Source organism: Cellulomonas sp. NPDC057328 (assembly GCF_042667215.1).
In the GTDB taxonomy this organism is placed as follows: domain Bacteria; phylum Actinomycetota; class Actinomycetes; order Actinomycetales; family Cellulomonadaceae; genus Cellulomonas.
The window spans coordinates 1-22,917 of sequence record NZ_JBHUZW010000057.1; the positions used below are offsets into that span (position 1 = coordinate 1).

Sequence of the window (22,917 nt, forward strand, 5' to 3'; positions counted from 1 at the left end):
CCCGTCACGCGCCCGGGCCGGGCGACGCCTCGTCGATTGCGGCGAGCTGCTCGAGGTCGGGCTCCCACAGGGTGGCGGCCACGTTCGCGCGGACCTGCTCGGGCGTGCGGGCACCGGCGATGACGGAGCCGACGGCGGGCTGGGCGGCCAGCCCGCCGAGCGCGACCGTGGGCAGGTCGACGCCCCAGGTGTCCGCCAGCGCGGCCAGCGCCTCGATGCGGTCGAAGTCCGCGCCGGCCATGCGCTGCGGCATGCGCTCGAGCCGCGACCCGGCGGGCGCCGCCTCGCCGCGGCGGTACTTGCCGGTGAGCAGCCCGGACGCGAGGGGCACGTAGGGCAGGATGCCGACGCCGACGTGCTCGACCGCCGGCACGAGCTCCGCCTCGGCGTCGCGGTCCATGAGGTTGTACCGGTTCTGCGCCGAGACGAACGGCGTGGTCCCGGCCGTGCGCGCGGCCCAGTCCGCGTCGACGACCTGCCACGCCGTGAAGTTGGAGGAGCCGATGTAGCGGACCTTCCCCTCGGTCACGAGCTCCTGCAGCGCCGCCAGCGTCTCCTCGACCGGCGTCTCCGGCTCGGGGCGGTGCAGCTGGTACAGGTCGACGTGGTCGGTCCCGAGGCGGCGCAGCGAGCCCTCGATCGCGCGGCGCACGTACCGGCGCGAGGCGCGCGACCCCCAGTCGGGGCCGTTGAGCCCGCCGACGTCCATCCCGAACTTCGTCGCGACGACCACGTCGTCCCGGCGGCCGCGCAGCGCGCGGCCGAGCAGCTCCTCGCTCTGGCCGGGCGTGCCGCCGTACACGTCGGCGGTGTCGAAGAAGGTCACGCCGGCGTCGAGCGCGGCGTGCACGACGGCGTCCACGCCGTCCGGCTCCAGCGTGGCGCCGAAGGTGTTGCAGCCGAGGCCGGCGGTCGAGACGGTCAGGCCGGAGTCGCCGAGGCGGCGGTAGGTCATGGTCACCACGGCAGCGTAGGTCGGCCCCCGCCCCACGGCGCGCCCGGGTGACCGCTCCCCCGGCGACGCCGGTTCCGCGCGCGCTCCCGGCGCCGCTGCGTCAGAGTGGTTTCACCAGACCTTCACGGCGGGCGAGGAACACCGTCGTCTGCGTCCCCGTTGAGATCACAGGAAGCATCAGGCACGACGGCCGCACAACGGCACGGAGGTCCCACATGGCCAACAGGTCCCTGCGCGGGATGCGCATCGGGTCCCACAGCATGGAGACGGAGGAGGGCGTCGACTTCGCCCCCCGCCTCCAGGCGTACTACGACTGCCCCAACGGGCACACGATCATCCTGCCGTTCTCGGTCGAGGCCGACGTCCCGGTGGTGTGGGAGTGCCGTTGCGGGGCGGAGGCGCTCCTGCGGGACGCCTCGAAGCCCGAGGTGAAGGCGGGCAAGCCGCCGCGCACGCACTGGGACATGCTCCTCGAGCGGCGCACCGTGAACGAGCTCCAGGAGCTGCTCGACGAGCGGCTCGACCTGCTGCGGGCCGGCAAGCTGCGCCGCAGCGCCTGACCGCACGCACCACTGCGGCGTCCCGGTCCACCGACCGCACGACGCCGCACGCAGGCCCCGACGCCCCCGGTGACACGACCCCGGGGGCGTCGTGCTGTCCGCCCCCGGGCGAGGAGCCTGCCCGCACACCCGAGCCGCGGCGCCACGCGGGCCCCCGACGGGGCCGTGCGCGACGCCTCAGGCGGCGTCGGGACGCTCGTCGCGGCGCATCCGGTAGGCGCCCACGGCGCCGGCCACCACGACGCACACGGCGAGGGCGTCCGCGACCCACGCGGGCCACTCCCCCAGCCGCGTCGCCGGCGTCAGGGACGTGCGCAGCGGCAGCGTCGCGACCAGCTGCGCGGCCGTGAACAGCTCGGTGCTCTGCACGACGGCGCCGTTCGGCGCGATGACCGCGCTGACGCCCACCGTGGAGATCTGCACCGTCGCGCGCCCGTGCTCGATCGCCCGCAGGCGCGACATCGCCAGCTGCTGCGTGGACTCGTCCGTCCACCCGAACGACGCGTTGTTGGTCTGCACGACCAGCACCTCGCCGCCCTCGCGGACCGCCTCGCGCACGATCCCGTCGTACGCGACCTCGAAGCAGATGACGTCGCCGATCAGGACCGTGCGCCCCAGGCGCTCGGACGCCAGCGGCACGACGCCCGGCTCGGTGCCCGGGATCATGTCGCGGGTGACGAGGTCGACCGCCGACGAGAAGTGCCGCACGAACCCGCGCATCGGGATGTACTCGGCGAACGGCGCCGGCCGCTGCTTGGAGTAGGTCGCGACGACGCCGGTGCCGGGCTGCCACATGACGGCGGTGTTGTATCGACCCCCGCTCTCCGGGTACTCGACGGTCCCGACGAGCATGGGCGCACCCACGTCGCGCGCGGCCGCGTCGATCAGGCCGGCCGCCTCCGCGTCGACCTGGGGGTCGATGTCCGAGCCGTTCTCGGGCCACAGGACGACGTCGAGCTCGCCCGGTGCGACCCGGTCCAGCAGGGCGCGCGTGCCGGCGACGTGGTTGTCGAGCACCTGGCGGCGCTGCCCGAACGCGTCGAGCCGGCCGGGCTCGGGCACGTTGCCCTGGACGGCGCCGGTGCGCAGCGTGCCGGCCTCGGCGCCCGTCTCGAGCGGCACGAGCAGCGCACCGACGACGAGCCCGGCGGCGGCCGCGAGGGCCCCGACGGTGCGTCCCGCCGCCACGCGGCGCGCCGCGAGGAGGGCGCGCGCGAGCAGCACGCCGAGCGCCGCGACGACGGCGCTGAGCAGCGGCGTGCCGCCGAGCCACGTGTACGCGGCGAGCGGCGAGTCGGCCTGCGAGAACGCGAGCCGTCCCCAGGGGAAGCCGCCGAACGGCCACGCGCCGCGCAGCTCCTCGACGCCCACCCACAGGACCACGAAGACGACGAGCTGCCACGCCCCGCTGCGCCACACGGCGTGCCCGCGGCGCGCCCACGCCCAGGCGGCGCCGAAGAGCGCGACGTACGACGCCTCGAGGACGCTGAGCGCCGCCCACGGCACCGGGCCGACGGCCTCGTAGGCCCAGGTGATCATCGGCGCGAAGCACGCCAGGCCCCACACGAGCCCGACGAGGGCGTTCCACCGGGCGCTGTCGCGCCGCAGCGCGAGGTACAGCAGCGCGGTGCCGGCGAACGCGGCGCCCCACCACCCCGGGTCGGGGAACGCCATGCGCGTCAGCCAGCCGCCTGCCCCGGCGAGGAGCAGCGTCGCCCAGCGGGCGGGAGGCGGGTACGGCACCGCGTCAGGGTACGTCAGCGGTTCGGGGCCACCGGGCGTGCCGGCGGCTCGTCCACGGTGAGGCGTGCCACGCGCGGGGCCGTCACGCGGTCCGGGGCCGGGGAGTCGCCTCCCCGGCTCCGACCGACCGGCCCGTGCGCCCTTCGTACCGGCGAGGACGGGGTCCTGCCGTTGTCTGTTGAGCGCACGGGCCCGGCCGGAGCTCTGGCCGACGGCACCGGACGAGCAGTCTGTGGCCCCCCAACCGGTGCCCTCGTCGGCAAGCCACTGTGGAACCTACTCCCGTCCGCGCCGAGGGTGTCAAGGCGGCGTACCGCCAGGTCAGCGGCCTCCGTCCTGGTCAGGGTGTCCGTCCCGACCGCGTCGCGAGAGCCGTTCCCGGCGTGTCGTCCGCGTGTCGTGCGCCGACCCCGGCCCATGTGTCGCGCAGGTGACGTCCACGTCTCCGCACGACGGCGGGCGGGCGACGAAGTTCACCCGGTCGGCGCAGTCGTCGGCGCACGCCGGTCCGGCGCCGGGACGGCTCAGCCCAGCTCGTCGTGCAGCACGACGCCCGCGCGCACGGTGCGCAGGCAGCGCGGCGCGGGTGCGCCCGGCGACAGGTCGGGCAGGAGCGGTGACCCCGCCCGGGCGTCGGCGCTCCACGCCGACGTCCGCGCCGCCTGCACGACGAGGTGCTCGGCGCGCCAGACCGCGAGGTGCGCGGGCGACCCGACGCGCAGCTCGCCGGCTCCGGTGTGGTCGAGGTGCGCGAGCCGCCAGCCGCCGCGCGTCGCGGCCCGGAACGCCGCGCGCACCGAGATGCGCTGGTCGACCTCGTGGTGCGCGGCCGCCGCGCGCACCCCGGCCCACGGGTCGACGGGCGTGACCGGGCTGTCCGACCCCAGCGCGAGCGGCACGCCCGCCGCCGCCAGGTCGGCGAACGGGTTGAGCGCCGCGGCGCGACCGCGGCCGAGGCGTGCGGCGTACATGCCGTCCGGGCCGCCCCACACCGCGTCGAACGCCGGCTGGACCGACAGGCGCAGCCCGAGCAGCACGAGCTGCGCGAGCGAGTGCGCGTCCACCATCTCGGCGTGCTCGATGCGGTGCCCGGCGCCGGCGACGGCCGCCGTCCCCTCCACGTCGGCGGCGGCCCGCAGTCCCAGGAGCACCTCGTCGAGCCCGCGGTCGCCGATGACGTGGAAGGCCGCGTGCGAGCCGGCGCGCGTCACCGCGGTGACGTGGTTGGCGATCTGCTCGGCGCTCAGGTACAGGTGGCCCGACGTGCCGGGCGCGTCCGCGTAGGGCTGCCGCAGCGCGGCGGTGCGCGACCCGAACGACCCGTCGACGTTGAGGTCGCCGCCGATGCCCGTGAGACCGGGGAGGTCGGCCAGCAGCTCCCGGGCGTCGTCCACCGTGACGCAGGCCTCGCCGCGGTAGCCGATGACGAGGGGCAGCGCCGAGGCCGGGTCCGCCGTCATGGTGAGGAGCTCGCGCAGGCCGTCGCGGGTGTCGATGGACGGCGCCGACTGCTCGTGCACGGCGACGACGCCCTGGGCCGCCGCCGCGGTGAGCGCCTCGCGGTACAGCGCCGTGCGCTCGGCCGCGTCGACGGCCCGGGCCACGGCGCGCGCGGCGTGGTGGGCGTCGCGCTCGACGCGGCCGTCCTCCGACCACCCGGGCAGCCCGTGCAGGCCCGCGAGCTCCGCGAGCGCCGAGGACACCACCGCGGAGTGCACGTCGACCCTCGCCAGGTACACCGGCAGGCCCTGCCCGACGGCGTCGAGCTCGGCGCGCGTGGGCGGGCGGCCCTCGGGCCAGTCGCGCTCGTCCCAGCCGTGGCCCAGCAGCGGCAGGCGCTCCCCCGCGGACCGGGCGCCGGCGGCCCGGGCGAGCGCGTCGAGCGCGTCGGCGAGGGTGCGCACCCCGGCCGCGATGGAGAGGTCGACGCCGCGGGCGGCGAGCGCCGACTCGAGCAGGTGCACGTGCGCGTCGACGAAGGCGGGGGCGACGAGCGCGCCGTCGAGCTCGACGACCTCGTCGACGCCCGCGACCAGGCCGTCGGCGGTGTCGTCCGAGCCCATCCACGCGACGGTGCCGTCCTCGACGAGCACCGCCTCGGCGAACGGGTCGGACGGGGAGTGCACGACTCCGTGGCGGTAGAGCGTCGAGGTCACATCCGCACACCCTAGGCCCGCAGCGCCCCTCACACCGCAGCGACCGTCACACCGCCGAGTACGCCACCACCCCGCGGCGCAGCGCCGTGACGGCGCGGTCGGCCGTGGTGCGCAGGCGCGCGGTCGGCGCGGCGCCGTGGATCTGGTCGAGCACGTCGACGACCTGCTTGACCCAGCGCACGAAGTCGCCGGCCGCGAGGTCTCCGCCGCGCAGGACGGAGTCGAGGCTGCGCCCGGCCGCCCAGCGGTGGATCGGCTCGACGAGCCCGGTGTCGAGCGGCTGGATGGTCTCCAGCCGGTGCCCGTGCTCGAGGTCCTCGAGCTCGGACCACGCGCGCACCGCCGCGTCGAGGGCGCGCCCGAGGCGGCTCTCCGGCCCGCCCGGGACACGCGGCTCCACCTCCTCGTCACGCCGCGACCGGTACACCAGCGCGGACACGGCCGCGGCGAGCTGGGGAGCGTCGAGCTCCTCCCACACGCCGCGGCGCAGGCACTCGGCGAGCAGCAGGTCGTTCTCGGCGTAGATGCGGCGCAGCCACTGACCGGCGTCCGTGACCGTCAGCGCCGTCCCGCCGGTCGGCGTCGCGGCCCCGGCCTCGCTGCGCTCGAGGTAGCCGAGCGTGACGAGCACGTCGCAGATGCGGTCGAACACGGCGGCGATCGAGCCGGTGCGTCCGGCGATCCGGGTCACGAGGGCGTCGTGCTCGCTCTTGAGGCGGTGCCAGCGGTCCGCCCAGCGGGCGTGCTCCTCGCGGTCGGGGCAGCGGTGGCACGGGTGGGCGCGCAGCCGCCGGCGCATCGCCTCGAGCTCGGCGTCGTCGGCCGCGGCGGTGCGCCGGGCGTCACGGCGTCCCTGGCGGCCCGGGGCGGGCGTGACGTCGAGCTCGTCGAGGCGGGCGCGCAGGCGCGCGGCGAGGTCGCGGCGCGCCGCGGGGACGCGCACGTTGAACGACGACGGCACGCGCAGGCTGCCCACCGTCCGCGCGCCCGTGCCGACGTCGGCCACCGTGAGGCGGCGCACCTGGCGGTCGGTGGTGAGGACGGTCGGCTTCGGGCCGTCGAAGCCGGGGCGGCCGCCGGGGTCCACGACGACGGCGTACGACGCGCGCCGGCCGGTCGGCACCTCGAGCAGGTCGCCGACGCGCAGCCCCTCGAGCGTGCGCGCGACGTCGGCGCGCCGGGCGGACGCGGCCTGCTTGGCCAGGTCCTTCTCGCGGTCGCCGACCGCGCGGCGCAGCGCCGCGTACTCGGCGAAGTCGCCGAGGTCGCACGTCATCGCCTCGGCGTACCCGTCGAGGGCCTCGGCGTGCGACTGCGCCTGCCGGGCCAGGCCGACGACGCCCCGGTCGGCCTGGAACTGCGCGAACGACGTCTCCAGCACCTCGCGGGCCCGGTCGCGCCCGACCTGCGCGACGAGGTTGACCGCCATGTTGTACGTGGGGCGGAACGACGAGCGCAGCGGGTACAGCCGGCGCGACGCGAGGCCGGCGAGCTGCACGGGGTCCAGGCCGGTGTGCGCGACCACGACCGCGTGCCCCTCGGTGTCGATCCCGCGGCGCCCCGCGCGTCCGGTGAGCTGCGTGTACTCCCCCGGCGTGATGTCGACGTGCGACGAGCCGTCCCACTTCACCAGCCGCTCGAGCACGACGGACCGCGCCGGCATGTTGATGCCGAGCGCGAGCGTCTCGGTCGCGAACACGACCTTGACCAGGCCGCGCGAGAACAGGTCCTCCACGGTCTCCTTGAACAGCGGCAGCATCCCCGCGTGGTGGGCCGCGACGCCGCGGGCGAGCGCGTCCTCGAAGGAGTCGAACCCGAGCACGCCGAGGTCCTCCGGCGGGATCGCGGCGCACCGCTCCTCCGCGACGCGCCGGATCTCCGCCTGCTCGGCTGGCGTGGTCAGCCGCACGCCCGCGGACAGGCACTGCTGGACCGCGGCCTCGCAGCCGGCGCGCGAGAAGATGAAGACGATCGCCGGCAGCAGGCTCTCCTGCGCGAGCGTGTCGATGACGGCGAACCGCGGCGCCTGCCGGACCCCGATCCCCGGCCGGTTCCCCCCGCGGCCGCGGTAGCCGCGGTCCCCGGGGCCGCGCCGGTCGCGCGGGTCGGCGGACTGCCGGCGCAGCAGGTGCGTGAGGTCGGGATTGATGGGCGGGTCGACGCCCGGGTCGGTGGGGTCGACGTGGCCGGCGTAGAGGTCGAGCAGGTCGTCGCCCACGAGGACGTGCTGGCCGAGCGGCACGGGACGGTGCTCGCTCACGACCACCTCGGTGTCACCGCGCACGGTCGCGAGCCAGTCGCCGAACTCCTCGGCGTTGGACACCGTGGCGGAGAGCGACACCAGCTGCACGTCGTCGGGCAGGTGGATGATCACCTCCTCCCACACGGGGCCCCGGAAGCGGTCGGCCAGGTAGTGCACCTCGTCCATGACGACGTACCCGAGGCCCGCCAGCGCCGGCGAGCCGGCGTAGAGCATGTTGCGCAGCACCTCGGTCGTCATCACGACCACGTCGGCGTCGCCGTTGATGTTCGTGTCGCCCGTCAGCAGGCCCACGCGCTCCTGGCCGTGCACGCGCGCGAGGTCGGCGTACTTCTGGTTCGACAGCGCCTTGATCGGCGTCGTGTAGAACGCCTTGCGCCCCGACGCCAGCGCGAGGTGGACGGCGAACTCGCCGACGACCGTCTTGCCGGCGCCGGTCGGCGCGGCGACGAGGACGCCGCTGCCGCGCTCGAGCGCCGCGCACGCCTCGACCTGGAAGTCGTCGAGCGGGAAGTCGAGCCGGGAGCGGAACTCGCCGAGGGCGCTGCGCTCGGCGCTCGCGCGGCGCCGGGCCGCGGCGTAGCGCTCGGCCGGGGAGAGCTCCGGCTCGCTGGTGGAGGGTCGGGACGAGCGTGCCACCCGCCCACCCTAGGCTCAGGTCGCGGCTGTCCTCGCGCCGAGCAGCGACAACGCTCCCGGCACGACCTCCGCGACGAGCGGCAGCGGGCCGATCCGCTCCCCGTCCGCGAACGCCGGCGGGGGCGGCGGGCCGAGGTCGGCGCGCGGCTCGACGACGACGCGGCGGCTGCGCGCGACGCGCACGCGCGGGTCGCGCACGTGCCGCCCCCGGTACAGCCCGGGGAAGATGCCGACCGCGCCCGCCCGGGTGAACGGCCCGGCGAGGACGACGTCGAGGAGGCCGTCGGTGGGGTCGGCGCCCGGCGCGATCCGCAGGCCGCCGCCGAACCACGCCGTGTTCGCGACGGCGACGAGCGTGCCGCCGGACTCCCACACGCCGTCGTCGAGCGTGACGCGGTACCCGTAGGCCCGGAACCGCGCCAGCTCCGGCACGAGCGCGCGGACGTACCGCCCGGTGCCGTGCGGCCATCGCAGCGTGTTGGCGCGCGCGTTCACGGCGGCGTCGAGCCCGCACGACAGCACGCCGGCGTACCACTCCCGCGCGGGACCGCCGGGCGGTCCGACGCGCACGGCGTCGAGGGCGACCGGCCCGTCCTGCAGCCCCGCCAGCACCGCCGCGACGGCGCGGTCGACGTCGGTGCGCGGCAGGCCGACGGCCCGCGCGACGTCGTTGCCGGTCCCCACGGGCACGACGCCGAGGGGGACGCCCGTGCCCGCGAGCACGTCCGCGCCCAGGTGCACCATGCCGTCGCCGCCGACGACCACGAGCGCGTCGACGCCGGCGAGGACGGCGGCCCGTGCGCGGTCGGTGGCGCGTGCCAGCGTGGGGGCGGACAGGTCGAGGACGTCGTGCCCCGCGGCCGCCAGCAGCGCGTGGGTCCGTCGCCCGGCGGCGGCACCGCGGCCCCGGCCGGCGGCCGGGTTCACGACGAGGCCGAGCCGGCTCACCCCGCGTCCGCGGTGGCGGGTCCCCCGCCCGCGCCCTGCCGGCCGTCGCGCGTCCGCTCGGCCGGGCGCTCCCCCGGCATGGTGCCGTCCAGCCGCGGGAGGCCGTCGGCCACGCGCCGCCGGTCGACGCGACGGTCGTGCAGGAGGCACACCCCGAGGGCGGCGGCGTAGAGCAGGCACATCGGGAAGGCGACGGCGAGCATCGTGACGACGTCCGGGGTCGGGGTCGCGATCGCGGCGAACACGAAGGAGACGACGACGGCCCAGCGCCACCCGTGCGCCCACGCCCGGGCCTGGACGACGCCGGCCATGTTGAGCGCCACCATCACGACGGGCAGCAGGAAGGCCGCCCCGAAGGCGAGCATGAGCCGCATGACGAAGCTGAGGTAGAGCTGCCCGTCGGTGACGTTCGCGGTGCCCTCGGGCGTGAAGTCGAGCAGGAGCCGCACCGCGTTGGGCAGCACGGCCCACGCCAGGCCGGCCCCCGCGAGGAACAGCGGCACGGCCGCGGCGAGGAAGCCGACCCCGTACAGCCGCTCACGGCGCGTCAGTCCGGGGGTGACGAACGCCCACAGCTGGTACAGCCACCACGGGCTCGTGACCAGGATCCCGAGGAACAGCGAGACCTTCACCTGCATGTCGAACGCCGTGGCGACGCCCGCGAAGTTGAGCGTGACGACCTCGTCGCGCTCCGCCGCGACCTGGCGCACCGGCTCCTGCAGCAGCCCGAACACCGGCTCGTACAGCAGCCAGCCGGCGATGCCGCCGACGACCAGCCCGAGCGCGATCAGGACGAGGCGCCGGCGCAGCTCGCGCAGGTGCTCGCGCAGCGGCATCCGGCCGTCCGGCGTGCGGGACCGGCGGGGGGACCTGCTCACGCCCGCGTCAGACGCGCGGCGGTGCGGCGGGATCCGGCGGCGTGTCCACCGGTCCCGACGTCGTGCTGCCGGTCGCCGCGTCGGGGCCGGGGACGGCGGGTCCCGTCACGGTGGTCCGGGTGGCGGCCGCGTCGCGGCGGTCGTCGTCCGCGAGGTCCTTGACCTCGTTCTTGAAGATCTTCATCGACTGGCCGACGGACCGCGCGAGGCCCGGGAGGCGGTTGGCCCCGAACAGGAGCACGACCACCACCAGCACGATGAGGATGTGGCTCAGCTGAGGACGCACGACGCTCTCCTGCCATCGACGGCGTTGACCCTCCGAATTGTACGGGGTGCGACGCGGGAGTCGAAGCGCTTCGCCTGCGCGGGTGCGGTGACGGCCCAGCGACGCGCGTGACGGCACGGCGACGGCACCGCGACCCGTGGGCGACGCGCCGGTGACGCCCCGAGCACGGGCCCCGGTCGCTCAGCCGAGCCAGCGCTCGGCGGCCTGCGCCACCGTGACCCGGTGACGGTCCCGGCGCGCCGCACGGCGCGCGCGGCGGTCCGCCCGCAGCTCCTGCACGCGCGCACCGAGCACGTCGGCGTCCTGGCCGAGCGCGGGCCGCACGGGCGCCCGTGCCGTGCGCGCCGCCTCCTCGAGCTCCTCGACGCGCCGGCCCAGGAGCTCCAGCGTCTCGCCCGCCCGCGAGAGCTCCGCGCCGAGCGCGACGACGGAGCGCCACAGCCGCCGCCCCAGCAGGAACGCGCCCAGCAGCGTCCCCGCGACGAGCACGACCCACACCACGGTCCACAGCACGGTCAGGTCTCCTCGGTGACGTCGGGTGCCGGCGTTCCCGCCGACGGGGCGCCGAGCAGCGGCGCGTAGGCGGTGAGCGCCGCGCGGGCGGCGTCCGCCACCTCGCGCGCGACGCGGGCGGGGCGGACGTCGCGCACCTCGTCGGCCGCCTGGAGCAGCAGGTGGCGCAGCCACGCCGGCTGGACGACCCGCAGGTCGACCTCGAAGGTGCCGTCGGCGAGCTCGCGGGTCGCCTCGACCGGCACCGACTCGACGACCCAGCGCGCGCGCCCGGCGAGGCGCACGGTGACGAGGTCGCCGCTCGGGTCCGGCGAGAAGACCTCGGCGTCCGGGGCGAGCGCGTGCTCGCCCGCGGGCTGGTCGAGGAGCGTCGCGGCGACGACGCGGTCCATGCGGAACCGGCGCTCCGCGTCCGCCTCGACGGCCCAGGCGATGAGGTAGGAGCGCTCGTCCTGCGTGACGAGCCGCAGCGGGTCGACCTCGCGCTCCGTCGCCACGTCGGAGGCGTCGACGTACCGCAGCAGCAGCCGGCGCCGCTCCGCCAGGGCGGCGCCCACGGCCGCGACGACCTCGGGCCGGGCGTCGACCTGCAGCTCGACGTCGACGCCGGCGGCCGCGTCGCCCGCAGCGGCCTGCACCTTGGCGAGCGCGGAGTCGAGCACCGCGGCGCGCTCGGCGTCGAGGGCCGGGCGCAGCGCCGCGAGGGCGCGCAGCGCGGCGACGAGCGCGACGGCCTCGCGCGGCCCCAGGCGCAGCGGGCGCGTGACGCCGCGCCCCTCGGTGAGCCGCACGACGCCCTGCTCGTACGACGCCGCGTCGAAGTCGATGAGGTCGTCGGGGAGGTAGCCGGGCGTGCCCGTCACCCACAGCGTGTCGACGTCGGCCATCACCTGCTCCGGCGTCACGCCGAACTGCGCGGCGACGTCCTCGACGCGCACGTCCTCGTGCCGCTGCAGGTACGCGATCATGCCCAGCATCCGCACCAGGCGGTCGCTCGCGCGCTCAGGCACCACGCACCTCCGTCGTGGCCGGGTCGGAGGACGTGGTGGTGGTCGTGGCGGGGTCGTCGCGCCCGGGCAGGCGGTCCAGCCGGGCCGCGACGCGCAGCAGGCGGACCACCTCGTCGCGCACGTCGGACGGCTCGAGCACAACGACCGCGTCGGCGTACCCGACGACCTCCTCGGCGAGCTCCCACGCGAGCCGGAACGGCACGGCCACGAGGTCGCGCGCGGCGAGCACCGCGTCGGCGCCCGGCGGCAGGGTCGCGTCGGCGGGCACGGGCGTGCCGCGCGCGCGCAGCGCACCGGCGCGGTCGGGTGTGACGGCGACCAGGGCGGTCCGCTCCGGCCCGTCGCCGGCCCACATGCGCGAGGCCTCGGCCAGCTCGTCGGGCGTGGGCGGGTCGAAGGCGCCGGGCTCCCCCACCGCGCGGACGGCCCCGCGGATCCGGCTCAGCCGGAACGAGCGGCTCGCACCGCGGTCGCGGTCGCGCGCGAGCAGCACCCAGCCGCCGCGCCGGGCCAGCAGCTTCCACGGCTCGACGTGCCGCACGCGCACCTCGCCCGTCGTCGCGGCGTGGTACGTGAAGCGCACCGCCTGGCGCGCCTGGACCGCGTCGACGAGGGGCGCGAACGCGTCGCCGCCCGCCCGCACGCGCGGCGCGAGCCCGGCGACGAGGTCGCCCGCCTCGGGCGCGTGCCCGACCGCGCGCAGCTTCGTCAGCGCGCGCGAGCTGTCGGCGCGCAGCGACTGGTCCTGCCACAGCTGCGCGGCGAGCGCGAGCACGCCCAGCTCGGCGGCGGTGAGCTCGACCGGTGGCAACGACCACCGCTCGGTGTCGATGCGGTACCCCACGTCGTCGCCGTGGCCCGCGTGCGTCACCGTCAGCACCGGGATGCCGAGCTCGCGCAGGGTGTCCTTGTCGCGCTCGAACATCCGCTCGAACGCCTCCGTCGACGCCGCGTCCTGGTACCCGGCGACGGACGAGCGCACCTGCTCCTTCGTCATGCGGCCCGGCGTGTTGACCAGGGCGATGACGAGGTTGAGCAGGCGCTCGGCGGGCGGGATCGCGGGGGGCATCGGGACCACCGTAGTCGGCGCGGGGTCGCGTCGCGGGCCTGCGCGCGTGCACGCCGGACAGGGCGTGCCCGCGTCGTGCCCCGGCCCGCCGCGCGGGCTGCCCGCGCCGGCCGGGGTCCGGCGCCCGACCGGTACCGTGGCCGCGTGATCGCATGGCGAGCCGGGGTCGTGGTGGAGTGCGGGGCCCGGTGGGACGGTGCGCGCGAGGCGCGCGTCGCCCTGGACGGCCAGGACCGGACGGTCCGCGCGCTGGCGTACCCCGCGCTCGTGGGCGAGCTGGAGCCCGGCGCGCGGGTGCTGCTCAACGTGACGGCGCTCGTCCGCGGCCTGGGCACGGGCGGCTACGCGCTCGTCGTCGCCCGCACGGACGCGCTGCCGGCGGACGCCCCGGACGCCCCCGGGCACCTCGTCAAGGCCCGCTACACGCCGCTGCAGGCGATGGTGCTGGGCGTCGACGACCAGGAGTCGCCGCACCACGACACGCTCCGGGACGCCGACGACCTCGCGGGCATGCCGGTCGTCGTCGCGGACCTGCACTCGGCGCTGCCCGCGGTGCTGGCGGGCGCACGGGCCGCCGCCGCGGACCGCGGCCGGCCGCTGCGCGTGGCGTACGTCATGACCGACGGCGGTGCGCTGCCGGCGTGGTTCTCGCGCGCCGTGACCGGCCTGCGCGACGCGGGCTGGGTCGACGCCTGCATCACCACGGGCCAGGCGTTCGGCGGCGACCTCGAGGCCGTCACCGTGCACACGGGCCTGCTCGCGGCGCGGCACGTCGTCGGTGCCGACCTCGCCGTCGTGGCGCAGGGCCCCGGCAACCTCGGCACCGGGACGCGCTGGGGCTTCTCGGGCGTCGCGGCGGGCGAGGCGGTCAACGCGGCCGGCGTGCTCGGCGGCCGGCCCGTCGCGTCGCTGCGCGTCTCGGGCGCGGACGCGCGCGAGCGGCACCTCGGCGTCTCGCACCACTCGCTCACGGCCTACGGGCGCGTGGCGCTCGTGCCGGCGGACGTGCCGGTGCCGGTGCTCGCCGGCCTGCCCGGGACGCCCGCCGACCTGACGGCGCCGGACGACGCCGAGGCGTGGACGGCCCTGGCGCGCCGCGTGACCGACCAGGCCGCCGCGCTCGCCGGGCCGCACGGCCGGCACGTCACGCACGACGTCCCGGCGGGCGCGGCGCTCCTCGACGCCCTGCGCACCAGCCCCGTGCGGCTCTCGACGATGGGGCGCGGCCTCGACGCCGACCCGGCGGCGTTCCTCGCCGCGGCGGTGGCCGGCGTGCACGCGGTGGGCCTGCTCGGCTGAGCGGCGCCCGGCGCCCGCGACGACGTCAGTCGTCGCGCGCGGTGCGGCTGCGGCGCGCGACGAGGGTGGCCATGCGGCGGGCCTCCTGCTCGGCGAACGCGCCGTCCGCGCGCTGCACCCCCATGACGGCGAGCGTGTCGCCGTCCGCGAGGTCCAGCTGCACCCAGGCGCGGCCCTGGCCGAACCGCACCGAGACGATCTCCGCCCACGTGACCCGGCGCGTGAAGATCAGGTTGCGCACCAGCAGGCCGTCCGCGTCCGGCACGGCCCGCACGGACGCCTGGCGCCAGCAGAACCACGCCACCAGCAGCCCGAACAGCAGGAAGCCCACGACGTCGCCCGGTCCCAGGCCGGGCATGACGAGGACCAGCACGACGGTGAGGGTCAGGAACACCGCCCCCACCGCGAGCGTCACGCGCCGCGCGAGCCGCGGTCGGAACGGCGCCGCGAGGCCCGGGTCCTCCCCCGCCGGCTCGGGCCCGCCCGGCGTCGTCCTGCCCGGCACGGTCAGATCCGGCAGGCGTGGATGGACGTGACGAGGATCGCGCGCGCGCCCACGTCGTAGAGGTCGTCCATCACCCGGTTGGTCTGGTCGCGGCGCACCATCGCCCGCACGGCGGCCCACTCGCCGTTGTGCAGCGGCGACACCGTCGGCGACTCGAGGCCGGGCGTGATCGCGACGGCCTCGTCGACGAGGTGCAGCGGCACGTCGTAGTCCATGAGCACGTACTCGCGCGCGGTGAGGACCCCCTGCAGGCGACGCGTCAGCACGTCCAGGCCGGCCGGCTCGTCGACGTCGGAGCGCCGCGCGAGGACGGCCTCGGAGCGCAGGATGGGCTCGCCGAACACCTCGAGGCCCGCGGCGCGCAGCGTGGTGCCGGTCTCGACGACGTCGGCGATGACGTCGGCGACGCCGAGCCGGATGGCCGACTCGACGGCGCCGTCGAGGCGCACGATCCCGGCCGGCTCGATCCCGCGCTCGCGCAGGTGCACCGCGACGAGCTCCGGGTACGACGTCGCGACCCGCTGGCCGGCGACCTGGCGGCTGTCGGTGAGCGTGCCGGCCGTCGTCGCGAACCGGAACGTCGAGCGCGCGAACCCGAGCGGCAGGTGCTCGACCGCGGCGGAGCCGGAGTCGATGAGCAGGTCGCGGCCGGTGATGCCGACGTCGACCGTCCCGGCGCCGACGTAGACGGCGACGTCGCGCGGACGCAGGAAGAAGAACTCGACGTCGTTGTCCGGGTCGGGCAGCACGAGCTCGCGGGCGTCGCGACGCTGGCGGTAGCCGGCCTCGCGCAGCATGGAGACGGCGGGCTCGCTCAGCGAGCCCTTGTTGGGGACGGCGATCCTCAGCACGGTGTCCTCGGGTGGTGCGGCGGCCGCCGGGGCGGCACGGGAACGGGCGGTGGGACGACGGCGCGGGCGCGGTGCCGTGCACGGGGTGCGGCGCGGCGCCCGCCGCGTCACAGGTGGGTGTACACGTCCTCGAGGGTCAGGCCGCGCGCGAGCATGAGCACCTGCAGGTGGTACAGGAGCTGCGAGATCTCCTCCGCCGTGCGCTCGCCCGACTCGTACTCGGCGGCCATCCACACCTCGGCGGCCTCCTCGACGACCTTCTTGCCGATGGCGTGCACCCCGGCGTCCAGCTCCGCGACGGTGCCCGACCCGGCGGGTCGTGCGACGGCCTTCTCCGCCAGCTCGGCGAACAGCTCCTCGAACGTCTTCACGCGCCGAGCCTAGACGCCCCGAGGGGTGCCGACGGGCACGTCCGCCGCGAGGGTGCCCGCACCGGCGGACGCCGTGACCTCCTGCGGCTCCCCCGCGCGCTGCGCGCGCAGCCACACGACGAAGCCGTACAGGACGACGCCGCCGTAGACCGCGTACAGGACGGCGGACGGGTAGTAGCCGGCCTGCAGCAGCAGCGGGACGCCGACGGCGTCGACCGCGATCCACACCAGCCAGAACTCCGTCCACCCGCGCGCCATGCCGTAGGTCGCGATGAGGCTGCCCGTGAAGATCCACGCGTCGGCCCACGGCCCCCACGACCCGAGCGCCTCGAACACGAGCGCCGTGGCCACCGTGCCGACGACCGCCGCGACGACCATCCCGGCGCGCGCCCGGGTGCTCGCCCAGCGCGGCACGACGGCCGGACCCGTGCGCTCGCCCTGCGCCCGGCGCCAGCGCACCCAGCCGTAGACCGCGACGACGACGAAGAACACCTGCCGCCCCGCCTGCCCGTACAGGTCCTTCGCCTGCGGCGTGTCGAACACGCCGCCGAGGAAGACCGTCAGCAGGAGCACGTTGCCGACGACGCCGACCGGCCAGGCCCACACGCGCCGGCGCATGCCGCCGACGGCCGACGCCAGCCCGAACAGGTTGCCGACGACCTCGCGCCACAGGATCGGCGCACCCGCGACGACGAGCTGGGCGTCGAAGAGCCAGTCGGTCACGTGAGGTCGCGCAGGGCGAGCACCGTCGCGACCGCCGCCTCGGCGGCCTCGGCACCCTTGTCCTCGCGCGAGCCCTCGAGCCCGGCGCGGTCGAGCGCCTGCTGCTCGTCGTCGCACGTGAGGACGCCGAAGCCGACCGGCACGCCGGTGCGCAGCGCCACCTCGGTGAGGCCGTCCGTCGCCGCGTGGCACACGTAGTCGAAGTGCGGGGTGCCGCCGCGGATCACGACGCCGAGCGCGACGACCGCGTCCGCACCGGTCGTCGCCGCGCGCTGCGCCGCGACCGGGAGCTCGAACGAGCCCGGCACGCGCACGACGGTGACGTCGGCCACGTGGGCGGCCTCGAGGGCGCGCAGCGCGCCGGCGAGCAGGCCGTCCATGACGACGGTGTGCCAGCTCGCGGCGACGACGACGACCCGCAGGCCGGTGCCGTCCAGGGTCAGGGTGGGTGCTCCGGCACCGCTCATGCCAGCTCCTCCAGGGGGTCGAACGCGTGGTCGGTGGTGTCCGCGCCGGCGGGCGCGGGGGCGGCGTGCACGGGCTCCACCGGGATGGGCTCGCCCGTGACCGAGCCGGCCAGGTGCAGGACGTGGCCCATGCTCGTCGCCTTGGTGCGCAGGTACGCCTCGTTGTGCGGCGTGCGGCCGACCTCGAGCCCGCGGACCTCGACGACGTCGACGCCGTGCGCGCGCAGGCCCGTGACCTTCGCCGGGTTGTTCGTGAGCAGCCGCACGCGGGTCGCGCCGAGGTCCGTGAGGATGGCCGCGGCGGCGCCGTACTCGCGCCGGTCGGCGGGCCACCCCAGGTCGAGGTTCGCCTCGACCGTGTCGCGGCCCTGGTCCTGCAGCGCGTACGCCGCGACCTTCGCGAGCAGGCCGATGCCGCGGCCCTCGTGCCCGCGCAGGTACACGACGGCGCCGCCCTCGGCGGCCGCGAGCTCGAGCGCCGCCTCCAGCTGGGGGCCGCAGTCGCAGCGCGCCGAGCCGAACGCGTCACCGGTGAGGCACTCCGAGTGCACGCGCACGGTCGGCACGTCGGCCAGCCCGGTCGTCGGCACGAGCGCGACGTGCTCGTCGCCCGTGCGCAGGTCCCGGTAGCCGTGGATGCGGAAGTCGCCGTGCCGTGTCGGCAGGTGGGCCGTGTGCGTGGCGTGCACGCGCGCGGCCGGCGCGGTCGCCTCGTCGGCGACGGGCTCCGTGTCGCCGTGCGCGGTGCGCCACGCCCGAAGGTCCGCGATCGTCAGCAGCACCAGCCCGGCCTCGTCGGCGATCCGCGACGCCTCGGGCAGCCGCACCATGCTGCCGTCGTCGTTGACGAGCTCGGCGATCGCCCCCACGGGCTCGAGGCCGGCCAGGCGGCACAGGTCGACCGCGGCCTCCGTGTGCCCCGCGCGGTGCAGCACGCCGCCGGGCACCGCCCGCAGCGGGAGCACGTGCCCGGGGCGGATGAGGTCGTGCGGACCGGCGCCCGGGTCGGCGAGGACCCGCAGCGTGCGCGCGCGGTCCGCCGCCGAGATGCCCGTCGTCACGCCCGTCGCGGCGTCGACCGTCACGGTGTAGGCGGTGCGCCGCGGGTCCTGGCTGTGCGGGACCATGAGCGGCAGGTCGAGCGCGTCCGCGCGTGCGGCCGGCATGGGGGCGCACAGGTAGCCCGACGAGTGCCGGATCGTCCAGGCCACCCACTCGGGGGTCGCCGACTGCGCGGCCAGGATGACGTCGGCCTCGTTCTCGCGGTCCTGCGAGTCGGCGACGAGCACCGGACGGCCGGCCCGCAGCGCATCGAGGGCGTCCTCGACGGTGCCGAGCCGGATGCCGGCGCTCACCGGGCCACCCCGGCGGCCTCGGCCGCACCGGCCGGCGCCGTCGCCGCGGGAAGCGCGCCCGTCGCGGCGAGCAGCCGCTCCGTGTACTTCGCGAGCACGTCGACCTCCAGGTTCACGCGCGCGCCCGGCGCCAGCGTGCCGAGCGTCGTCGCGGCGAGCGTCGTCGGGATGAGGGAGACGCCGAACGCGTCGTCGGACACGTGGGTGACCGTGAGCGACACGCCCGACACGGTGATCGACCCCTTCTCGGCGACGTAGCGCGCCAGGGCCGGGTCGACGCCGATCTCGACCTCGTCCCAGCGCGGCCCGGGACGACGCGCCCGCACGACGCCGACGCCGTCGACGTGGCCCTGCACGACGTGGCCGCCGTACCGGCCGCCGACGGCCAGCGCGCGCTCGAGGTTGACCGGGTCGCCGGGGGCCAGGTCGCCGAGGGCGGTCCGGCGCAGCGACTCCGGCATGACGTCGGCGACGAACGTGCCGTCGCCCGGCAGGTCCGTCACGGTCAGGCACACGCCGGACACGGCGATCGAGTCGCCGAGCCGCGCGTCCGACACCGCGAGCGGTCCGCGCACGGTCAGGCGCGCGTCCCCCTCGCCGTCCGGCGCGGGCGCGCCCGGCTCGAGCGCGACGACGGTGCCGATCTCCTCGACGATCCCGGTGAACATCAGTGCTCCTCAGCGGTGGGCGCGGTGGGCTCGGGGGTGGCGACGACGAGGACGTCCGGCCCCAGCGGGACCACCTCGACGGGCCGCAGGCGGACGGCGTCCGCGAGGGTCCGCACGCCGAGGTCGGCGACGGCGGCGGGACCCGCGCCGAGCAGCACCGGCGCGACGTACGCGTGCACCTCGTCGACGACGCCGGCCGCGAGGAACGCGGCGGCCAGGGTGGGGCCGCCCTCGACGAGCAGGTGCCGGACCTCGCGCGCGTGCAGGACGCGCAGCACCTCGGCCGGGTCGTGCGTGCGGACGTGGACGAGCGCGCCGCCCGGGCCGTGCAGCCGCGCACCGGCCGGCACGTCGCGGTGCCCGACGACGACCCGCAGGGGCTGCCGCTCGACGAGGCCGCCGTCGACGGTGCGCGCCGTGAGGGACGGGTCGTCGGTCAGCACGGTCCCCGTGCCCACCGCGATCGCGTCGACCTCGGCGCGCAGCCCGTGGGCGTGGTGCCGCGCCACGTCGGAGGTGATCCACCGGCTCGTGCCGTCGGCCGCCGCGACCCGGCCGTCGAGGGTCGTCGCGAGCTTGAGGGTCACGAACGGGCGCTCGCGCCGCACGGCCGGCAGCCACGCGCCGAGGGCGGCGACGCCCTCGTCCGCGAGCACGCCCGTGACGACGTCGACACCGGCCGCCCGCAGCCGGCGCGCACCCCCGGCGGCCACCGGGTTCGGGTCCTCGACCGCGACGACGACGCGCGCGACGCCGGCCTCGAGCAGCGCGACCGAGCAGGGGCCCGTGCGGCCGGTGTGGTCGCACGGCTCCAGGGTGACGACCGCGGTGGCGCCGGCCGTCGCGGCACCGCGCGCACGGGCGTCGGCCAGGGCCGCGACCTCGGCGTGCGGCGTGCCGGCGCCGCGGTGCCAGCCCTCCCCCACGACGTCGCCGTCGGCGCCCAGCAGGACGCAGCCGACGCGCGGGTTCGGCCCCAGGGGGCCGCGTGCGGCCAGCGCGAGGGCGCGGCGCATCGCAGCCGTCTCCGCCGGCGTCACCGGGGCGGGACGTGCGCGCGCGTCGTCGCGCCGCGTGTGCCCGACCGCCGTCCTGTCGACCGCCGTCCCGCTCATCCCGTCCACCTCCCGTGCGCGCGCAGCGCTCCGGGGGTGGGCCGAGGGCGCGGCGGACCGCGCGACCGGCACGACGCGCCCGGGGGCGCGCCGCCACGTGTCCCTCCCATCCGGACTGTCACCGTCGGTCCTGGAGTTCCACCAGGTCAACCGAAGGGCCCGAGGGCACTTCGGGTCGCGGACTGTCACCGCCGGCTCGGAATTGCACCGACCCCGGAGCACGTGTGTTCGTGTTCGTACTGGCCAACGATCATGCCACAGCGGCCATTCCCGACCGGGTGCGTCCCGCTGGGCGGCACGGGCGACCGGTCGGCACCGGCGGCGGGGTCAGGCCTCGAGCGGCGGTGCCTCGGCCAGGCGGCGCAGCGCGGCGATCTCCGCGGCGACGTCGTCCGCGCCGTAGACCGCGGAGCCCGCGACGAACACGTCGGCGCCCGCCCGCGCGATCCGGGCGATCGTGTCGCGCGACACGCCGCCGTCCACCTGGATGCGCGTCGGCAGCGCGGCCGCCGTGACGGCCTGCCGCGTGCGCCGGATCTTCGGCAGCGTGCCGTCGATGAACGACTGCCCGCCGAAGCCCGGCTCGACGGTCATGACGAGCACCATGTCGAGCTCCCCGAGCAGGTCGAGGAACGGCTCGACGGGTGTCGCCGGGCGCAGCGCCACGCACGCGCGCACGCCGCCGGCCCGCAGCTCGCGCGCGAGGCGCACCGGCGCCTGCGTCGCCTCCGCGTGGAACGTGACCGACGCCGCGCCCGCCTCGGCGTACTGCGGCGCCCAGCGGTCGGCGTCCTCGACCATCAGGTGCACGTCCAGCGGGACGGGGCTGACCTCGGCGATGCGCCGGACCACCGGCAGGCCCAGCGTCAGGTTCGGCACGAAGTGCTGGTCCATGACGTCGACGTGGACGTGGTCGGCGGTCGCGATCGCCTGCAGGTCGCGCTCGAGGTTCGCGAAGTCGGCGGACAGGATGCTGGGGTTGATCTGCACGGGCGGCACGGGGCCACGCTACCGAGGCCGACCGCGCCCCGCCCCGCCGCCCGGCGCTGCGGGACGACGCGTCAGGACCGGCGCAGCAGCGTGAGGTGCATCGCGTCGGTGCCGTGCACGTGCGGCCACAGCTGGACGTCCGGCCGGTCGCCGACCCGCGTCGACGCCCACCCCGGCGCCACGCCGGCGACGACGGGGGCGGCGTCGAGCACCTCGACCTGCGTCCCGGCCCGGGCGGCCGCACGGACGGCGTCGGTCACCACCAGGCGCGTCTCGGCGAGGTGCGGCGAGCACGTCACGTACGCCACCACGCCGCCCGGCCGGACCGCCGCGAGGGCGGACCCGAGCAGCTCGCGCTGCAGCGTGCCGAGCGTCGCGAGGTCCGCCGGCGTGCGCCGCCAGCGCGACTCGGGGCGCCGACGCAGCGCGCCGAGCCCGGTGCACGGCGCGTCGAGCAGCACGCGGTCGTACGCGCCCGGCTCGTCGGTGCCGACGGTGCGGCCGTCCCCGGTGCGCACGTCCTCGACCGCGTCCGCGGGCACGGCGCGCAGCGCCTGCGCGACCAGCCGGCTGCGGTGGGGCTGCACCTCGTTGGCGACGAGCCGCGCGCCGCGCTGCGCGGCGAGGGCACCGAGCAGCGCCGCCTTCCCGCCGGGGCCCGCGCAGAGGTCGAGCCAGCGGACGTCGGGCCCGTCGAGCGGGGCCGCCGCCAGGGCGAGGGCGACGAGCTGGCTGCCCTCGTCCTGCACCCCGGCACGCCCCTCGCGCACCGCGGGCAGCGCGCCCGGGTCACCGCCGCCGCTGAGCACCACGGCCGTCGGCGCGTACGGGCCCGCGGTGGCCTCCGCGCCCGCCTCGGCCGCGAGGTCCTCTGCCGTGACGAGCCCTGGACGCGCGACGAGCGTGACCCGCGGCGGCGCGTTGTCCGCGGCCAGCAGGTCCGCGACGTCCGCGACCGGACGCCCGTCGCCGACCAGCGCCTCCCGCAGCGCCCGCACCACCCACGCGGGGTGGCTCTCGGTCGCCGCCAGCCGGGCCACCTCGTCGGTCCCCGCGGGGTCGGCGACGTCGCCGATCCGGACGAGCCACGCGTCGAGGTCGCGCTCCGCCACGCGGCGCAGGACCGCGTTGACGAACTGCGCGGCGCCGGCGCCGGCGCGCTCGCGCGCGAGGCCCACCGTCTCGGACACGGCGGCGTGCGGCGGCACGCGCATGCCGAGCAGCTGGTGCGCGCCGAGCCGCAGCAGGTCCAGCACCGGCGGGTCGACCTGGTCGAGCGGACGCGACGACGCGAGCGCGAGCACGGCGTCGTAGCGGCCGCGCAGCCGCAGCGTGCCGTAGGCGAGCTCCGTGGCGAAGCCCGCGTCCCGCCCGGTGATGCCGCGCTCGCGCAGCAGCGGCGGCAGCACGAGGTTCGCGTAGGAGTCGGAGTCCGCCACGGCGCGCAGCGTGTCGAACGCCGCGCCGCGGGCCGCGTCCCCCGTGCGCGCGCGCTGCCCCGGGGCGGCCGTGGTGCGGTGGCCGCGCCCCTCCGCACGCGCGGCGCCGCGCTGGCG

22 protein-coding genes and 1 riboswitch are annotated in these 22,917 nt (G+C 77.2%); of the genes, 2 read left to right on the forward strand and 20 right to left on the reverse strand.

What is annotated here, in order from left to right; genetic code table 11:
* Window positions 1-4: 4 nt before the first annotated feature.
* Window positions 5-955 carry an aldo/keto reductase gene (locus tag ACFUMH_RS11520; RefSeq protein WP_378205128.1) on the reverse strand — a complete coding sequence of 317 codons (951 nt, stop codon included), beginning with the start codon at window positions 953-955 and terminating at the stop codon, window positions 5-7.
* A gap of 215 nt (window positions 956-1,170) precedes the next feature.
* On the opposite strand from ACFUMH_RS11520, the gene ACFUMH_RS11525 reads away from it, so the two are divergent.
* Entirely contained in the window at window positions 1,171-1,515 is a 345-nt protein-coding gene (locus tag ACFUMH_RS11525) for an RNA polymerase-binding protein RbpA (protein ID WP_378205069.1), read from the forward strand.
* A 177-nt stretch (window positions 1,516-1,692) separates the two neighbouring features.
* On the opposite strand, the gene lnt is transcribed toward ACFUMH_RS11525, so the two are convergent.
* The 9 genes from lnt to ACFUMH_RS11570 form a co-directional block, all read right to left on the reverse strand.
* A complete protein-coding gene (gene lnt / locus ACFUMH_RS11530; RefSeq protein ID WP_378205072.1) occupies window positions 1,693-3,258 on the reverse strand; it encodes an apolipoprotein N-acyltransferase in 1,566 nt (521 codons plus the stop codon).
* Between the two features lie 524 nt (window positions 3,259-3,782).
* Complete coding sequence (locus tag ACFUMH_RS11535) at window positions 3,783-5,414, reverse strand: amidohydrolase (RefSeq protein ID WP_378205075.1); 1,632 nt, start codon at window positions 5,412-5,414, stop codon at window positions 3,783-3,785.
* Window positions 5,415-5,460: 46 nt separating this feature from the next.
* Window positions 5,461-8,313: a DEAD/DEAH box helicase gene (locus ACFUMH_RS11540; RefSeq protein ID WP_378205078.1), complete on the reverse strand. Its 2,853-nt coding sequence runs from the start codon at window positions 8,311-8,313 to the stop codon at window positions 5,461-5,463.
* Between the two features lie 15 nt (window positions 8,314-8,328).
* Window positions 8,329-9,261, reverse strand: a complete 933-nt coding sequence (locus ACFUMH_RS11545; RefSeq protein WP_378205081.1) for a diacylglycerol/lipid kinase family protein — start codon at window positions 9,259-9,261, stop codon at window positions 8,329-8,331.
* Window positions 9,258-10,097, reverse strand: a complete 840-nt coding sequence (gene tatC, locus ACFUMH_RS11550) for a twin-arginine translocase subunit TatC (protein WP_378205131.1) — start codon at window positions 10,095-10,097, stop codon at window positions 9,258-9,260. The genes ACFUMH_RS11545 and tatC overlap by 4 nt, the downstream gene beginning before the upstream one ends.
* Before the next feature lie 49 nt (window positions 10,098-10,146).
* Window positions 10,147-10,425 (reverse strand): Sec-independent protein translocase subunit TatA, encoded by a 279-nt coding sequence (tatA, locus tag ACFUMH_RS11555; protein WP_378205084.1) that lies wholly within the window; start codon window positions 10,423-10,425, stop codon window positions 10,147-10,149.
* A gap of 180 nt (window positions 10,426-10,605) precedes the next feature.
* Window positions 10,606-10,938, reverse strand: coding sequence for a hypothetical protein (locus tag ACFUMH_RS11560; protein WP_378205087.1), 333 nt, complete (start codon window positions 10,936-10,938; stop codon window positions 10,606-10,608).
* 2 nt (window positions 10,939-10,940) lie between these two features.
* Window positions 10,941-11,948, reverse strand: a complete 1,008-nt coding sequence (locus tag ACFUMH_RS11565; protein WP_378205090.1) for a helix-turn-helix transcriptional regulator — start codon at window positions 11,946-11,948, stop codon at window positions 10,941-10,943.
* A complete protein-coding gene (locus tag ACFUMH_RS11570; RefSeq protein WP_378205093.1) occupies window positions 11,941-13,017 on the reverse strand; it encodes a helix-turn-helix transcriptional regulator in 1,077 nt (358 codons plus the stop codon). Before ACFUMH_RS11570 ends, ACFUMH_RS11565 begins: the two co-directional genes overlap by 8 nt.
* A gap of 144 nt (window positions 13,018-13,161) precedes the next feature.
* On the opposite strand from ACFUMH_RS11570, the gene ACFUMH_RS11575 reads away from it, so the two are divergent.
* Window positions 13,162-14,316 carry a DUF3866 family protein gene (locus ACFUMH_RS11575; RefSeq protein ID WP_378205096.1) on the forward strand — a complete coding sequence of 385 codons (1,155 nt, stop codon included), beginning with the start codon at window positions 13,162-13,164 and terminating at the stop codon, window positions 14,314-14,316.
* A 25-nt stretch (window positions 14,317-14,341) separates the two neighbouring features.
* On the opposite strand, the gene ACFUMH_RS11580 is transcribed toward ACFUMH_RS11575, so the two are convergent.
* The 10 genes from ACFUMH_RS11580 to ACFUMH_RS11625 form a co-directional block, all read right to left on the reverse strand.
* Entirely contained in the window at window positions 14,342-14,821 is a 480-nt protein-coding gene (locus ACFUMH_RS11580; protein WP_378205099.1) for a PH domain-containing protein, read from the reverse strand.
* A gap of 2 nt (window positions 14,822-14,823) precedes the next feature.
* Window positions 14,824-15,672 (reverse strand): ATP phosphoribosyltransferase, encoded by an 849-nt coding sequence (gene hisG / locus ACFUMH_RS11585; RefSeq protein ID WP_378205102.1) that lies wholly within the window; start codon window positions 15,670-15,672, stop codon window positions 14,824-14,826.
* Window positions 15,673-15,779: 107 nt separating this feature from the next.
* A complete protein-coding gene (locus ACFUMH_RS11590) occupies window positions 15,780-16,043 on the reverse strand; it encodes a phosphoribosyl-ATP diphosphatase (RefSeq protein ID WP_378205105.1) in 264 nt (87 codons plus the stop codon).
* Between the two features lie 9 nt (window positions 16,044-16,052).
* Entirely contained in the window at window positions 16,053-16,766 is a 714-nt protein-coding gene (pnuC, locus tag ACFUMH_RS11595; RefSeq protein ID WP_378205108.1) for a nicotinamide riboside transporter PnuC, read from the reverse strand.
* On the reverse strand, window positions 16,763-17,233 hold the full coding sequence (gene ribH / locus ACFUMH_RS11600) for a 6,7-dimethyl-8-ribityllumazine synthase (protein WP_378205112.1): 471 nt from the start codon (window positions 17,231-17,233) through the stop codon (window positions 16,763-16,765). The genes pnuC and ribH overlap by 4 nt, the downstream gene beginning before the upstream one ends.
* A complete protein-coding gene (ribB, locus tag ACFUMH_RS11605) occupies window positions 17,230-18,588 on the reverse strand; it encodes a 3,4-dihydroxy-2-butanone-4-phosphate synthase (RefSeq protein WP_378205115.1) in 1,359 nt (452 codons plus the stop codon). Before ribB ends, ribH begins: the two co-directional genes overlap by 4 nt.
* The gene (locus tag ACFUMH_RS11610) at window positions 18,585-19,256 is read right to left on the reverse strand and encodes a riboflavin synthase (protein WP_378205118.1); all 672 of its coding nucleotides are present in this window, start codon (window positions 19,254-19,256) and stop codon (window positions 18,585-18,587) included. The genes ribB and ACFUMH_RS11610 overlap by 4 nt, the downstream gene beginning before the upstream one ends.
* Complete coding sequence (gene ribD, locus ACFUMH_RS11615) at window positions 19,256-20,272, reverse strand: bifunctional diaminohydroxyphosphoribosylaminopyrimidine deaminase/5-amino-6-(5-phosphoribosylamino)uracil reductase RibD (RefSeq protein ID WP_378205134.1); 1,017 nt, start codon at window positions 20,270-20,272, stop codon at window positions 19,256-19,258. Before ribD ends, ACFUMH_RS11610 begins: the two co-directional genes overlap by 1 nt.
* A gap of 192 nt (window positions 20,273-20,464) precedes the next feature.
* Window positions 20,465-20,597: riboswitch (FMN riboswitch) on the reverse strand.
* Window positions 20,598-20,698: 101 nt separating this feature from the next.
* The gene (gene rpe, locus ACFUMH_RS11620) at window positions 20,699-21,370 is read right to left on the reverse strand and encodes a ribulose-phosphate 3-epimerase (RefSeq protein WP_378205122.1); all 672 of its coding nucleotides are present in this window, start codon (window positions 21,368-21,370) and stop codon (window positions 20,699-20,701) included.
* Window positions 21,371-21,432: 62 nt separating this feature from the next.
* The coding region (locus ACFUMH_RS11625) for an RsmB/NOP family class I SAM-dependent RNA methyltransferase (RefSeq protein WP_378205125.1) at window positions 21,433-22,917 on the reverse strand (1,485 nt) is incomplete at its 5' end.